The sequence below is a fragment of the Paenibacillus vandeheii genome (assembly GCF_030433635.1).
GTDB classification, from domain to species: domain Bacteria; phylum Bacillota; class Bacilli; order Paenibacillales; family Paenibacillaceae; genus Paenibacillus; species Paenibacillus vandeheii.
The window spans coordinates 98,081-113,768 of record NZ_JAROCD010000007.1 but is presented as its reverse complement, the minus strand read 5'-3'; the positions used below and the strand labels follow the sequence as shown (position 1 = coordinate 113,768).

Below are 15,688 nucleotides of genomic sequence, written 5' to 3'. Positions count from 1 at the left end.
GTTGCATTGACTTCGGGATACAAGCTGGGCGGCTAGTACATATACTCGCCAACCATGACAAACAGGCTGCCAGCGGCCTGTTTTTTCTTTCTGGATTTTTGGGAGGTAACTTGTTATGTTATACATCAATATAGTACAAGCCGATATATTCACATCAAGAGCAGACTAAACCAAGCAGGAGAATTTTTATGAACTTTATTCGTAACCTTATCCATAAAGCAGATCGGAGCACCATGTATGTTGTGTTGCTTAGCTGCACGGGCATCGGTATTTTTCTGTATATGAACAAGTTGTCTTATCTCCATCTATCCTCTGACGAATGGGTAATGGTATACACGATGCTCGGTGCGGCGCTGATTTTGGATTACTTCACGTTTCAGATTCCGCCCAAAGGCAATCAGCAATCCATGGACTCTTCCGTGTACCTCGCCTGTATCTTCATGTTTGGTGGTGCATTCAGTCTGTCTGTACTGCTGCCCGTTTCCCTCATACTGTTAATCAAGGATCGCAAACTCGCCTGGTGGAAGCATATCGTTAATTTCAGCATCTACAGCCTCATGATTGCTGGAGCCGCTTACGTATTCACTTGGACTGGAGGAATTCCGGGAGCACTGGATGGATATAACCTGCTGCCCTATTTTGCGGCACTTGCAGCCTACTTCATCATTAATACGATCACGCTAGGGCTGTTCTTTCATTTCTCGACAAAGGATGCATTACAGCAGATGAAGCGTGTGTTCGTCACCGAATCACTGCTCGTTTATTTATGTACATTGATTTTGGCGCTCGTGCTGACCATTCTCATTGTGCACAACGGTGTTCTCGGCCTGCTGCTCTACCTCAGTCTTAGCATTCTGCTATCGCATGCGTTCAAACAGCTGTTCGTGATGTATCAGAGTATTGAGGAAAAGGCGAATACGGATCAACGCACAGGTTTGTTCAACCACAGTCATTTTGAAAGTATGCTGGAGAGCGAGCTTGGTAACGCCCGTTCCCAAGGAACCCCGCTTTCGCTGGGACTCATCGATATTGATGATTTCAAAAAGTATAACGACCGCTTCGGTCATCTCCAGGGTGACAGTCTGCTGGCCCTGCTCGGAGATTTCCTCATCCGGAAGACGGAGAGCACTCAGGTCACCGCCTTTCGTTATGGCGGCGAAGAGTTCACCCTGCTTATGCCAGGCATGGATCTGGACGAGGCCTATGCGTTCATGAACAAGTTGCGCAAGCAGCTGAACGACACCCCTTTTGAAGGAGTTGAAGTGTTTCCGCACGGTTGCCTCTCCTTTTCGGCAGGTGTTGCGCGTTATGAGGTTGATATGTACAACAAGTCACAACTCGTGGATCAGGCGGATAAAGCGCTATATTATGCCAAGAAACAAGGCAAAAACAATGTGCATCGCCACGGCAGCAATGACGGCATGGAGCATGAGATTGATCTGGTCCAGGATGTGCGCGATATTGAGCAGCAGCTCAACTTGTTCAGATATAAGGATATGGATACATTCAAACATTCCAAACGCGTATATAAATATGCCCTCGATTTAAGTGAGTTGCTGGAGCTCGATAATGTGGAAAAGCGAAATTTCGTGCTGGGTGCACTGATTCATGATATCGGAAAGCTCGAAATTCCGTGGTCCATCCTGAATAAGAAAGAAAAGCTTACCGCTGAGGAATGGGAAACGATCAAGGGCCATGTCACCTGGGGCAAAAAGATGGCTATGACCAACGAGCGTTTTGCCGATCTCATTCCCTATATCGAATTGCATCATGAACGGTATGACGGGGCAGGCTACCCTTATGGCCTGAAAGGCTCTGAGATTCCACGGTTGTGCCGGATGCTCACAGTAATTGATTCCTTCGATGCAATGACAACGGAGCGACCATATCAGGAAACGAAAAATGTGGATGAAGCAATCAAGGAACTGCAGATGTGCTCCGGTTCACAGTTCGATCCTGAGCTAGCCGAGCTGTTCATCCGATATATTCAGAAACGAACCGTGCAACAGCAACTTTTGTAACGCTCACCGAATATCCCCTTATTAAAGCCAAAAGCGCTACCCCCGGTCTGATCGGGGATAGCGCCATTTTCATGTTCATCATGGAATGAATCATGCACGAGACTACTTTATTGTTGTGCAGATTCTGCGTTATCGAGTGGTATTCATTTCGTGTGAAGTCTGATGCAGCTCTTTAATCATCTGCTGCAAAAACATGTTATCCTGACGACTGATTCCGTGCTGATTGTCTTGAAGAAGCATTTGATGAATGTTCTTCTTGAGCAACTCGCTGCGACGTTCCAATACCTCTTGATTCATGTTGTTGCGTTCACTCCTTAACATCTTTTGTAATGAATTTGTGTTCTATATAAGTATAGAGGACCTCCTCCAATAGGGAAAATGGATACAGCCCCGCTCATCTGTACTCATCAAGGCTCACCCTGCGTGACATAATTTCACCCTATGTGGTTCTTAGATATCCTTCTAAATGCTCCCTTATCCACCCGAGGTTCCTTCAAAGAAAGCCAGACTAGGGTCTGAAGCAAGCATGCGTTATAATGGTGCCAACCCTCGAAACGGATACATATAAAAGTGGACCTTATATCAAAGGAGTTCTGTATTCATGTCATACAAACAAATTAAATGGATGATTCTGCTGGTCCCCACATTCACGGTTGGCCTCTGGGAATACATCCGTCATCAATTCCTGATGCCCTACCTTTCCATGGATGCGGGTAACTGGCTTACCCCCCTTATCCTTTACCTCATAAGCGTCACCTTGCTAAGTCGCTTATTCAACATGCTGGAAAGTGCCAGGGCTGCTCTGGAACAGGAGCGTGCCTCCAAAGCGGCACTCGAAGCTCGGGATCAACTGGCTCGGGAGCTTCACGACGGCATCTCGCAGTCTCTTTTTCTCCTGTCGGTAAAAACAGACAAGGCCGAGCGCAGTTTAGCTGGAAGTGGTCACGAGAATGAAATCCAGGACATCCGCAAAACCGTACACGAGGTTAACGCCTATGTACGGCAGGCCATTGCCCAACTCCGTTACGTCCCCGGACAAGCTGCTGTACCGGAAGGAGCTTCCCTACTGTCACAGGTCGAGGTGCTTGTGGAAGAGACGGTGCCCTCGGCACGTCTGGAATGGGATCTGGACAGCACCTTCTTCTCCCCAAAAGAGCAGGTGGAGCTGCTCGCCTGCATTCGGGAAGCACTGCTTAATGTACGCAAACATGCCCAGGCTACAGATATTCGGGTGATTGCCGAAGGAACTCCTTTTGTCTGGTCGGTCCTCATTCAGGATAATGGGGTTGGTGTGAACGGAGATCCATTGAACCTGAAAGATCGGTACGGCCTGCGAATTACGAAGGAACGTGCAGCACAGATGGGCTGGTCTTTCGCCCTCGATTCAAGGCCAGGATACACACGAATAACGATTGGAAAGGAGCTTGCTTAATATGGAACTTGTACGGGTGTTGGTCGTTGATGATCATGCGCATGCGCGTGAAGCGATTTGCAGTATTTTATCTGAGGACAGCCTGTTTGAAGTAATTGGGACCGCTTCGAATGGAACGGAAGCGCTGGAGCTTACCGGGCAATGGATGCCCGATCTCATACTGATGGATGTGCAGATGCCGGATATGGATGGACTTGAAGCCACCCGGCAGATCAAACTGCGCTTCCCGTACGTTATTATCGTCATGGTTACAGTATCGGATGATGTCACGTACCTGTTCGAAGCGCTGAAGCAGGGGGCTCAAGGATATTTGCTCAAAAATCTGGCTCCCTCCACCTGGCTTGAATATCTTCGTGCCATCGTCAGTGATGATGCACCCCTGAGCAAAGAGCTCGCCTATCGAATTCTCCAGGAGTTTCCTTCCCCTCGCAGTAATGATGTACCTGATAATCCGCTGACTACGCGGGAGCTTGAGGTCCTGCAATGGGTATCTGCCGGATATACCAATCGTGAGATTGCCGACCAGCTCGGCATTTCGGACCAAACGGTGAAGAATCATCTGAAGAATATTTTACAGAAATTACAGCTCGAGAATCGGGTACAATTAACCCGCTATGCATTGGAAAGCGGACTGGCGGGTCGTAAGCTTCGGAAATAAGCTTTTGGCACATCCAGATATTCACCTGCACTTCATTAGCGGGCATTCATGTTTTTGTCACAATTCTATGGATCATTTCGTTTTTTTATAGCCCAATGTAGTCATACAGTGTTAATTTGGACAAAGTTATAATGGTATAGATTGTGCTCGGTTGACAAAGAATGACTTACAATTCTATGACCTAAGGGTGATGATTTTTTGATTTTGAGTAGATTCACCATGAAATGGGGCAAACGGCACTGGGCACTGATGGTCGCCTTGATGTTATTATGTTGCCTTGTTATGCCACAATGGGCATCTGCCCATGCTTATATCGTGCAGGCCTCACCAGGAGAAAATGAACTGGTGGCGACTGCACCTGAACGCCTGACTCTGGAGTTCAACGAGTCTTTGCAAACGGCCTTTTTTGATATTAAAATCACCGCACCGGACGGAACACAGGCAGATGACGGCAATGTGCATGTCGATGAGGATCGTCCTCATATTCTGGAGACCGGTCTGCGGACAGGACTCGGAAACGGGACCTATGCCGTAAACTGGAAGGCCGTATCTGCCGATGGTCACCCCATTCAGGGAGCCTATGTGTTTCATATTGGTGAACCATCCGGCGCTCCTGCTGGTTTCGCCGATTTAACCTCGGGTTCAGGCCAGGTTGGCGGACCAATAAAATGGATTTTGTCCCTGACCGACTGGATTCAATATCTTGCGTTGTCTGTGATTCTGGGCACACTTGCTTTCCTGCTGTTCCGGATTGCACCGGCTTCCATGGCGAGAGAACCTCTGGAGGTGCCGAGAAGCTACAGGTTGTTATGGATCAGTTATGGCGCCGCTTCTGCTGCCGCTCTGATCAGCCTGCCCCTAAACACATTGTATGAATCAGGCGTTGCCATCGGGGAGTTCAGCTGGGCACTGATGGGCAGTGCCCTTAAGCTGACGTCATTTGGTCAGATTTGGATGGGGCAAATGCTCGTCGTTATGCTGCTGGCAGTTACCATCCTCTCCGGATATGACCGGGACCGCTCGCTGCGTATCCGCATCTGGTCCTCATACGGATCACTGGTCCTCGTGCTTGGCTGGTTGTTCACCCATGCCATGACCGGGCATCCGGCTGCGGCAGAACAACGCACGCTCGCCATCGCAATGGACTTCGTTCATCTGATCGGAGCCGCTTTCTGGATCGGGGCATTAACCGCCATGGCTGTATGTCTGCCTCCGCTCGCGGATAAACTGCCTTCCGCTGTGCGAGGAGAGGTCTATTGGACGGCCATCCGACGCTTTACAGCCTGGGGCATAGGTGCTGTTGCTGCTCTTGTTGCTACGGGAATATATAGCAGCCTGATCATTTTACCTGCACCTATATTTACATCCTTGTTCACAACAGCGTATGGTCTCGTGCTTATCTCTAAAGTTGTCTTGCTTGTTGTGATGCTTCTATTGGCCTGGCGTCATGCCAGTATGGCACGTACAGGCAGCGGCAACCGACTCGCCGGCAGTCTGAAGGCCGAACTGATTGCCGGAGCCGTTGTTCTTGCGTTTGCTGCCGTGCTGACACATCTGTCTCCCGGACAACCGGCAGCTGTAGGGCCTTATAAAGAAGTGCAGACTATGGATGACGGAACTACGATTACGCTTCAGGTAAGTCCCAATCGTACCGGTGAGAACCAGTTCAAGATCGACGTGAAGAAACCGGACGGCAGTACAGTCAACGATCTCGAACAGATCACACTGTCACTGACCCACCTGGACATGGATATGGGCATTTACGAGATTACGATTCCAAAAAATGATACTGGCGTATATGAGGCAGAAGAATATATCTCCATGCCAGGTCGCTGGAACATCAAGGTGCATCTGCTGACCCGAACCCTGGATTCGCTGGATAGCGAATTTGAGATCGACACCGCTAATCCGTAGGTATAAACAGATTCAGATTAGAAACGCGACTCAATCTAAAATCAGTGTCTCAACAAGCTGCAATTGTAGTGAAGGGGACGAAATCGATTCTGGAAAAGTGAAACGTTCGCCTTTATTCCCGGATTTTCACTTATAAAGTGAATCCAAAAAATCTGGGAATAACAGCGATTGAAAGAACGATTCGTAACCGGAACGGTGACTTTGCAGCACATCAGGCACTTATTTTAGAAAATGGGCCGAAACATAAATGATAAGAATTGAGAGGGGTAATTTATTTTGAAAAAAACATCATGGACTTCCAAACTAACATCCAGCCTTACTGCTGGAGCCGCTGCGCTGATGCTGTTCGCCGGATTCGCCAGTGCACACGTTACCGTTAACCCAACCGTGGCACAGACAGGTGCATGGCAGACGTATAGCATCAAGATTCCATCCGAAAAAGAGCTGCCTACCACCAAAGTTACGCTGAAAGTACCGCAAGGCGTTGCATTCAAGCAATACCAACCACTGGCAGGCTGGAAAATCTCTACCGAAAAAAATGATTCCAATGAAGTAACGTCGATCACTTGGGAAGTGGACGGAGATAACGAAGGCATTCTGGCTGGTCAATTCCAGCAATTCAACTTCGTAGCACAGAATCCGGATACCGAAACAGAAGTAGCCTGGGATGCATTCCAGTATTATAGCGATGGCAGCATCGTGGAGTGGACAGGTGAACCAAGCGACAGCAACCCGCATAGCATTACAGCTATCAGCCAGGATCCTGCGGCTACAGGTAATGCTGCTGCAGGCGGAGGTCATGATAGTGCAGGCACTGCTGGTAATGCGGGTCATGATGATAAAGCAGCAACAGGTGACGATACAAAAGCAAACGACGATACCACTCTGGGTGACGCGTTGACCGACACTGTTACGGGTGAGCCAAACAACACGGATTCAGACCCAGGCACATTGAAGCTGCAACAGGCAACACTGATCGTATCGATTCTGGCGTTGATCATGTCCTTCCTGGGTATCGCTCTGGCAACCCGTCGCAAAAAACGTTAAGAGTTAATTTAGAGTTAACCTGCAGTCTACTATGTAAATTGAAAAGAAAGGAGCCTTTGGCATACGGGTCTATCCCGATGTGCCAAGGCTCCTTTTTGTTATCTGTATGCTCGCGCAGACTTCAATTCCAAACTCATACTTACCACCACTGGCTAGAATTGCTTCATTACGCACTTACGGTTATCCTTATGACTCTTTTCCTTACCGTTCCTGATCCGTCTGGATCATGATTTCAATATATTGCAGCAAGTTCTTCTTCTGTTGTTCAATGGACTGTATCCGTCCAGACAGACCTGCGAAGAACGCTTCAATCTGCTGCCTTGTATAATCAGCCGATTGGCCCTTCCAGTCGTCAAGACGGTTGTATATGCTTCTTGCCTCCTGCTCATCAGCCTGGAGACGGGCAAGCAGCTGGGTTAATTCCTTTTCAGCAATCCGAAGATCATTCAACTCAACCAGCAATTGACCGCTCACTCGCGTTCCTCCCTCCCTTATGTAATTTCTACTCGCCATACCCTTTGCGCAAAACTTTATTTAAAACTGACCTGACTCTCATCCGCCTGACGGAATGCTTCGGCCTTCTCTTCGATAAAGTTCAAGAACTGGCTCGTATGCTTCATATGCCATGTGCTCAACTCGTTAATAGATGCATCCAGCTGGGTGACGATAGGTTCGAGCCTGCGGCTTCGGCTGGAATGCAGGTATTGGGCCATCCGACTTCGCACCTTATTCAACTCTGCATTGCACTGCTGTGCATTCTGCTTCCATCGGCCTGCAACACTTTTGAGTTCTTCTGGCGTTACCTGAATCAGGCCAGATCCCCCTGCTGCTGCGCCCATGCTTCTTGCAAGGCTGCCTGCTTGCCCACCCAGATTCCGCATGAATGCCGCCAGATCAGACAGTACATTGGACGGCTGACGTGGTGAATAACTGATTTGCTCGCCTGTAACCGGATCATATAGATCATTGGAAATATAGCCGTTCTCGAACTTGTACTGTTTCAGACCGTGATACTCTTCGCCACCAAAGGTGTTACTGATTTTATCCCACATGCCCATGTCATCATTCATATCCTTGTAGTTGGAATTGATGTAATACATGGAGCCCACATGACGATCGTATCCACCAAAAAATCCGCTGGTTACAAAATCTCCGGGATGCCCATAGTTGATGATTTGACTATCAAAACCACCCTCTTCAGCCTTTCGTTTCGCCTCAGGCGTGAGACTGGATATCACGGATGGCGCGCTGAACGTCACCGCGGAAAGTCCTGTGTAAGCAGCTGCATACTGGGCATTCCCTCCGCCAAGCGAATGTCCTGTCAGCGAAAAATCCAAGTCCTTGTATTTTTTCTGCATATCTCTGGCATAGTCTTCCGCTTCATACATTTGGTTGGGGCCCAGTCCGATGGCCTTATCCAGCTTTTTATCCAGTTCCCCCACAGCATTCTCGACTGTAGTAATCCCGGTCACATCTCTTACCTTCTGGATTCCATGAGCCAACCAATCTGGCGTCAGGTCAGTACTTTGTTCGATTTTTCGGCCAAGCTCAGGCAGACCAATTTGAGCATCCGCATAATAATCAGGGGCGCTGCGATCCAATGATGCACTTCCCTCGGTTCCCCGATAAGCGATAACCGCCTGCTTGGTCTCCGGATTGTAGAAGGTCACCGCATCAAAACCGGATTTTTTGTTTCCGTGAGTATCCTCCAGAACTTGCCATCCGGGAAGATTCTCGAACTCAATACCTGATTTCAAATTCTCGTAAGCTAATTCAGACATCTTGTTGTATGTTTCATCATCAATCTTCGGTGATTTACTCACAACCGCTGCACCTCCAAGAAAATCCATCCTGAATTATGATTTTATTTGTTAAACGGGTCATAGCCCTTAGCGATGATGGCTTCCTTTATTGCTGGACTCATACCAAAGTTTTTGATTTTTTTGTCCTCATAGTCATACGAGATCGTAAATTCTTGCTCTTCATGTTCAACCACATGTCCTTCCATAGCAATCGAATCAAGCGCCATCTCAGGTAACAACTCTTTATTCGTGATGACTACGTCCAGTTCATATTTATTTTTCAGATAGGTGACGGCCTCAGCTTCCGCTTCTTTAAAATAAGCCTGTTTTTCACTTTCCTTCATATTCTGACACCCTCCCAAAATGAAAGTGGATAGTATGGTCAACAAAAATACACATGCGAGTTGTCGCTTCAACCTCATATCAATCACCTTTTCTTTTCTATTCATGAATGTCCATATCGAACTTCTGGTCACATTTCTCGCAGAAGCTTCATCATGATGTAGCCTATGCAATAAGGAGCCAGCGTATATCCACCCTTTTCTTCTGTTATCTGCATCATAGTACAAAATCAACAGGATCACATCGGCTGTTGGCATCGTTTTTATGTAACTTTGTTCCTAAATGATTCCATTAGAGCATTTCGGTGTACATTACCCATTTATCTGGATTTTGTATCACTTTAGCGTTTTCTTTTTGCCAGATATAACAAAAAGGCTTTCTCTTCAGCACAGCCTGTGCAGAAAAGAAAGCCGATTGTCCCATCAACAGTATTATCGCGAGCCTTATTATCCATACTGTCTGACCCCGGTTTCAGCCAATTGCTCACATACGAGACTATTATACCGTTCACACCGTCCAATCAATTCGTCATGCGTTCCCGCATCAACGAGTTCGCCCTGATCAATTACATATATGGTATCCGCGCTTCGAATGGTGCTCAGCCTGTGGGCAATAATAATCTGGGTACATTTCAACATGTTCAGATTATGGGCAATGGTCGCTTCTGTAACAGTATCCAACGCACTCGTTGCCTCATCCAAGAGAAGAATTTTAGGTCGGCTCACCAATGCTCGTGCAAGAGCTACCCGCTGCTTCTGTCCTCCGGACAAATTCGAACCTGCCTCGGAGATCAGGGTGTTGTACTTCATCGGCATCTTCTCAATATCGGCATGAATATCTGCCAGCTTCGCTGCGATCATAACATCCTCCGCTGTCGACTCCTCTGCATGTAGCCTGATGTTGTCATACACCGTGTTGTTAAAGACAAAGTTATCCTGAAGCACAATACTAATCTGACTACGAATATCCTGTTGTTCCATTTCTTCTACATTTAACCCATCAAAATAGATACTCCCCTGTGTCGGCGTATACAGCCCTACCAGCAATTTCGCCAAGGTACTCTTTCCTGAACCTGATTTGCCAACCAGTGCGACCCTTTGCCCAGCTTTAATCGTAATACTGATATTTTTCAGTACATCTTCACCATAGTCTGTATACCTGAAGCTGACCTGATCGATCGAAATATCCCCATCCAGCTTCACATCTTGAAGGGGCGTTGTTGATTTCTTCTTGAATTTATTACTTTGTTCGGCTTGAATGACATCATAGATTCGATCCAGCAGTGCATCCGCCATCACGAACTCGTTCAGCATCAAGGCAAGCGAGTTCAGCGGTCCCAAAAAAAGCGCAGCCAGGGACTGGAAAGATACGAGCATACCGAGGGTCATATTTCCCTGCATGATCTGATATAATCCCACCAGCAGAATGAGCATCGGTGTCATAAAGTTCAGCGTATTTGTCACAGTGTTCACTCTCGTTTGAAAAATCGCTTTTTCCTTGACCGTTGTAAGCTGGCGCTTGAATAGCGCTCTCCATTTCTCCCCGGTACGCTCTTCAATCCCAAGTGATTTGATGGTTGATATTCCTTCCAATACCTCTGTCATGAACGATCCAGCCAAGCTCTGTGCAACAATCTGGGTTTGGGTCAACTTCTTGAATCTGCTGCGAGTGTATACAAAAACAAAAATTTGTACCAGTCCTACACCAAGCAGTGTGAAAGCGATCAAACGGGACTGGATCACAATATATGTGAATGTCACAACAATCAAAAATAGATTGATCAGCGTAGAGATCATCTTCTGGGACAAAATTTCCCGGATGGTCGTGTTGCTATTAATCCGCAGCATCAGATCTCCACGGGATCGAATCTCAAAATATTGATAAGGCAGTCTGAGCATATGGGAGACAAAACTTGTCGTTAGCTGAGAATCCAGTACTTCCTGAAGCCTTACGATGCACATATCCTTCATATAACTGAAACCGATCTGGAACAGGGTTAACAGCACAATGCTGGTTATCAGGACAGGAAATAACGAGTATCCTTCACCGCTTGTAGCTGCATCGATTGAAACTTGCATCAGGAACGGAAAGGCCACCGATACCAGTTGCAGTCCCAGAGCGAGCAGAACGGTCCAACCAAAATACTTTTTGTTACTGCGAATCAAATCCTTGAAATACGCCAATTTACTAATCTTTTTCTCAGACAAGGGTACAAAACCTTCATCTGGATATACGAGCAAGAAAACACCTGAATATTTCTCAGCAAACTCCTGTCTGCTGATTACCAGCCTTCCCAAAGCAGGATCAACAATGATGAAGTGCCCACCGGCCTTAACCCGCTCAACCACGACAAAATGTCTGTCCTCCCAGAAACAAATGACCGGCAAGAAATCATTGTTAAGCGATTCTACAGGAGCTTTTTTGGCTATCCCCTTCAAATGATAGGTCTCGGCAACCTCTTTCATTTTGAGCATGGAACTGCCATCCCGACCGTTACCGAGCATTGCAAAACGTTCCTTCAAATCGTTAAAATCCGCTTCGTAGCCGTGATACGCAAGTAACATATGCAAGCAGCTGGGACCACAATCATATTGATTCATTTGTAGTTTGACAGGGACTTTGCGTTGTCTCTTCCCGCGACGGAATACAGGCCGTTCAGGCATAGTTACGCCCCAAATGAGATGGCTTTTCCACAGTGTTCAGTTGCTGCTGGGCGGATGGCTTTTCCACAGTGTTCAGTTGCTGCTGGGCGGATGCCGTTTCCATAACGTATGTCTGTACTATATCTCTCATTTCCTTGCGTTCAGGCCCCTCCATCATTAGGACTGAAGGTAGTTTACGGTTATACAGTCGCAGCAATTGATATCCAATGCCGGCAAGTCCGAGCATCAGTCCTGGAATTTGCTGACGACCAGGAATCCCGCATCTCCAATGATGGTTATCACTTCTCACCTGTGCCACAATATAGTCTGCCATCTGATATGAGTATTCCTCCAATGCTTCATCCTGCAAATAATCGGCTGCAAGCAGCATCAGCTCCAAATTGCCCATATCTCCATGACAGAGCGAATAGCTAACTTCTGTAAAACCGTCTTCCATCGTTTTAGCTATCGCTCTGCGGATGTCTGTTTCTAACAGATCCATAGCTCCCAATGAGTTCAATTTCTGCGCTATCCCTATGCGGGCGATTCCCAGACCGGGTGCACCATTACACCAGTACATGACATAATGTTCTTCCGGCATGTTGCCATCGGTGAACCGCAGATCTTTCCAATTGTTTACTTCCGGGCTGTAGAGGGATTCCTCATACTTCAGTCCTTCCATACAGGTTTCAAGATAGGCTTTGTTACCTGTAGCACTGTACAGACGAGCGAGACTCAGACAGATGCCTGCGTTCCCATGCGCAATGCCGCTAAGCGGTGTTTTATTAATCGCTGACGTCATCCAAGCAATGCCCTGATTCATCGGTTGTGCAAGATTCAGCAAGCGGTCTCCGCATCGAACGGCCATGTCCAACGCTTTTTGCGACTGAAAGATTGTATACATGTCCACACATGCCATCAATGTGCCCGCACAACCTGAGATCACATCCAATTGCTGATCATTATCGATCATCTCATCCAGTATATCGAGCAATTCCAGCATATCAGGACCAATACCCGGTTCTGAACACACTTTGGATTTATGCACCAGCAGATAGAGAAGTGACCCGTACCCAGTGAATAATGAGATGTTCCTGTCTATTTTTTTGCGAATCATTTCCCAGGCTGTCTGAATACACAGATCAACCATCTGCACATATTTATGTTTACCCGTCTCCTTACTCAAATAAAGATAGAAATAGGCAATACCTGTTACCCCGTTGTATAACCCCAACTCGGAAGATTTGTAGATTAACTTCTCATCTGCATCCATACCCATACTGATCCATGACACGGAGCGGCCGTCATCTCCCATAATAGCAATATCTTTTATGTACTCCCCGATCCTTACGGCTTCTTGCAGATATTCTTCTTTAGTCATGGATATTCGATGTTCACTCAATTTTTCCGGCCGCACGCTTGCTGTACTCTTCTCCATGGCGAATGAGCGTTCCAGCACATACTTGGTCTGGAGTGTCCTCTCAGTAAATTCCCACTGCATATCCATGTCTTCCTGATTCATTGCCCGTACTTTATCCGCGGTCTGCGTTAAAATATCAGAGGAGAATACGCCATCAATCGCTTGGTTGTCGTGGTGGTGAAACAGAATTTCCTCACCGATCAAGGTCTGGAACATAGGCACATCTCCGTGCAACAAATCATGGCATTCATATTTCACCAGTTTTTCACGATTACGATCCTGCCGCACAATGATCCACATCATGTCAAACAACAGACTTTTATCCAGCCCGTTTCTGAGATATTTCGGATGGGAGCTGGCTTCAATGAGCGTAAAATACGTTATGGTCGGGCGAGCAATTGTCCGTACAGCACATCCATGGAAATGCTTGCGAACTGTTGAGATAAATAAATCTTTTTTCTCTATGAGGGCACTGTATATGCGATAGAAACCATCCTTTAAACTTTGGATATACTGCTCAGGTTTAATTGGTGTATGTTCATATGAAGGCAGGTGGTTAAACCGGCTCACACTTACCTTGCTTCTTTTTATTCTCATGGTATCTGTGTTTTTATCGTGAATCTCATACGTATTGAGTATCTGATCCACATCTCCTGCGAGCCCGCTCAGATCACTGTGATACAAAGCGTTGGAGTCCAACGTGGGCAGCATACTTGTTTTTAACACGGAGTCATTTAATATGGCAAGGGTCTTCTCCAGCGCTGTATAATGATCCTTCTCTTCCGTGTACTTGAAGGGTTGATTGTGCAACAGCGATTCCAGATCAACGAAGAATGGATGCTCTCCCTGGGCAACGATGTTCTCCATGTGCATGTCTGTTGCGTTAACGGCGTACAGAATAGCCAGATACTGCCCCTGCCGCTCAAAAAAACGTTCGACTCCCTCCAAACTTGTGACTTCCTCATACTGAATGAACTGCTGCCAGCCATATTCGGAACGATCCAGCGATTTGGCAATGCGGAAAGGCAATCCGATCTTCTGATCGTTAAACCATTGCAGCAGTCCGGCAAAAGCGGTATCAATGGCCATGTCCCTTGGCTTGTACATGACATTGACCCCTTCTGAAAACTTCAGCCGTAGTACACTGGCTCCCCCATTATGGGAATCCCCGAGAAATACGATATCCTCCAGATTATCCAGCTTGAATTCAAAAAAGGATTCTAGTTCATGCCGATCTCTTGTTAAGCGCTCCAAAACAAGCATCATATTCAGACTGATACGCAGAGTATGCTCAACAATACCCCGGGCAAGAACAGGATATTCCAACAACAAGGCCAGAATCTGTTCTCTGGATTTTATTTTCTGGCTGACAAAGTGCTGATACCGTTGCCGGGAGTCCTCACCTCTCAATTCCGCTTGCAATCTTGCTTTATTTAATTCATAGATCAGTGTTTTGGCAGACATGTGGAATACTTTATCCGAAACGGTCTTCAGAACAAGCCCCGTAATACGCCGTTTGTCCAGCCAGTCATATCCATCAGTCAAACCTTCAGTCATAATCTGAATCGATCGTTGCAGAAAGGGTCTGGAAAACTCAAAAAACGGAATTTCTTCCGTATCTCCCTCAATAAAATATTCAATTTCCAGATGTTCGTTTTCAAGGAATGTTTTTCGGAGTTCCTGATGCCAAGGCGTCTGTGCAAAGTTGTACATGAAGCCCATGTCATTAAACAAATCCTGTACCGTATCAACATTCATGGATTCGGCCCTGAAGCGATCTGACAAATGCTCCTTATCATGAAAAAACTTGTCGAGCCACTGCTGCATCCTTCCAAAATCAGAATTTTGCGCTACAGGCATGTCCAAACTCTGATTGTTAGTGATTATATTTCCTTCTTCATATATATCAGCAACATCCTCCCCGCTAGATAAGATATCTTCCGGAACTGGGACAGCATTTCGCTGCACAAACTGTTTATATTTCTCCGTTAGGTATAATGCATCACTCCAGCGGCAGTTATTTAACTGCTCTTGCATGCTCATTTCTTTATCTCCCCTTTTATATTGATGTTAGGTGCTCAAAACCTCACATAAAAAATTCAAGCACATAACTGAAATCAGCTATGTGCTTGAAAATGAGAGTAAAATTTAACAACAAGTCAGCCAGGAAGAAGGTGAAACCGAATTATAATGACATTCATGACTTACCGTACAGAATACACCGCCGCTTGCTTGGGCTTCAATTGCCGATACCGCCCCTGTAATGACCATAAGTTCGTCATCACTGATGTCCTCGATTGCTCCCAGTGCTTCGAGATTGAATTGTTTCATTGAAAAAACCTCCATTCAATTTTTTTATATGTATAGCTTAAAAAAAGCTAAACACCAAAGTTGAATTTGTATACATTTA

12 protein-coding genes are annotated in these 15,688 nt (G+C 46.5%); 5 read left to right on the top strand and 7 right to left on the bottom strand.

The window, feature by feature from the left end; translation table 11 throughout:
• Nucleotides 1-188: 188 nt before the first annotated feature.
• Nucleotides 189-2,021 (top strand): bifunctional diguanylate cyclase/phosphohydrolase, encoded by a 1,833-nt coding sequence (locus tag P5G61_RS15185; protein WP_301247318.1) that lies wholly within the window; start codon nucleotides 189-191, stop codon nucleotides 2,019-2,021.
• 129 nt (nucleotides 2,022-2,150) lie between these two features.
• Here P5G61_RS15185 and P5G61_RS15180 read toward each other — a convergent pair whose 3' ends face one another.
• Nucleotides 2,151-2,318, bottom strand: coding sequence for a hypothetical protein (locus P5G61_RS15180; RefSeq protein ID WP_162842449.1), 168 nt, complete (start codon nucleotides 2,316-2,318; stop codon nucleotides 2,151-2,153).
• A 304-nt stretch (nucleotides 2,319-2,622) separates the two neighbouring features.
• Here P5G61_RS15180 and P5G61_RS15175 point away from each other — a divergent pair, with 304 nt between their 5' ends.
• From P5G61_RS15175 to P5G61_RS15160, 4 genes are all read left to right on the top strand, one after another.
• Nucleotides 2,623-3,453 carry a sensor histidine kinase gene (locus P5G61_RS15175; RefSeq protein ID WP_301247317.1) on the top strand — a complete coding sequence of 277 codons (831 nt, stop codon included), beginning with the start codon at nucleotides 2,623-2,625 and terminating at the stop codon, nucleotides 3,451-3,453.
• A gap of 1 nt (nucleotide 3,454) precedes the next feature.
• Nucleotides 3,455-4,111 carry a response regulator gene (locus P5G61_RS15170; RefSeq protein ID WP_301247316.1) on the top strand — a complete coding sequence of 219 codons (657 nt, stop codon included), beginning with the start codon at nucleotides 3,455-3,457 and terminating at the stop codon, nucleotides 4,109-4,111.
• A 219-nt stretch (nucleotides 4,112-4,330) separates the two neighbouring features.
• Nucleotides 4,331-6,025 carry a copper resistance CopC/CopD family protein gene (locus tag P5G61_RS15165; RefSeq protein WP_301247315.1) on the top strand — a complete coding sequence of 565 codons (1,695 nt, stop codon included), beginning with the start codon at nucleotides 4,331-4,333 and terminating at the stop codon, nucleotides 6,023-6,025.
• 276 nt (nucleotides 6,026-6,301) lie between these two features.
• Entirely contained in the window at nucleotides 6,302-7,072 is a 771-nt protein-coding gene (locus P5G61_RS15160; protein ID WP_301247314.1) for a YcnI family copper-binding membrane protein, read from the top strand.
• A gap of 201 nt (nucleotides 7,073-7,273) precedes the next feature.
• Here the strand turns inward: P5G61_RS15160 and P5G61_RS15155 are convergent, their stop codons facing one another.
• The 6 genes from P5G61_RS15155 to P5G61_RS15130 all read right to left on the bottom strand — a co-directional run bounded on the left by P5G61_RS15155 (nucleotide 7,274) and on the right by P5G61_RS15130 (nucleotide 15,609).
• Nucleotides 7,274-7,546 (bottom strand): hypothetical protein, encoded by a 273-nt coding sequence (locus P5G61_RS15155; protein ID WP_301247313.1) that lies wholly within the window; start codon nucleotides 7,544-7,546, stop codon nucleotides 7,274-7,276.
• Nucleotides 7,547-7,602: 56 nt separating this feature from the next.
• A complete protein-coding gene (locus P5G61_RS15150; RefSeq protein ID WP_435874197.1) occupies nucleotides 7,603-8,853 on the bottom strand; it encodes a Tle-like phospholipase domain-containing protein in 1,251 nt (416 codons plus the stop codon).
• 83 nt (nucleotides 8,854-8,936) lie between these two features.
• Nucleotides 8,937-9,218, bottom strand: coding sequence for a hypothetical protein (locus P5G61_RS15145; RefSeq protein ID WP_301247311.1), 282 nt, complete (start codon nucleotides 9,216-9,218; stop codon nucleotides 8,937-8,939).
• Nucleotides 9,219-9,662: 444 nt separating this feature from the next.
• A complete protein-coding gene (locus tag P5G61_RS15140; protein WP_301247310.1) occupies nucleotides 9,663-11,879 on the bottom strand; it encodes a peptidase domain-containing ABC transporter in 2,217 nt (738 codons plus the stop codon).
• Nucleotides 11,872-15,321 (bottom strand): type 2 lanthipeptide synthetase LanM family protein, encoded by a 3,450-nt coding sequence (locus P5G61_RS15135; RefSeq protein ID WP_301247309.1) that lies wholly within the window; start codon nucleotides 15,319-15,321, stop codon nucleotides 11,872-11,874. The genes P5G61_RS15140 and P5G61_RS15135 overlap by 8 nt, the downstream gene beginning before the upstream one ends.
• A 105-nt stretch (nucleotides 15,322-15,426) precedes the next feature.
• Nucleotides 15,427-15,609, bottom strand: a complete 183-nt coding sequence (locus P5G61_RS15130) for a type A2 lanthipeptide (RefSeq protein WP_301247308.1) — start codon at nucleotides 15,607-15,609, stop codon at nucleotides 15,427-15,429.
• Nucleotides 15,610-15,688: the final 79 nt, after the last annotated feature.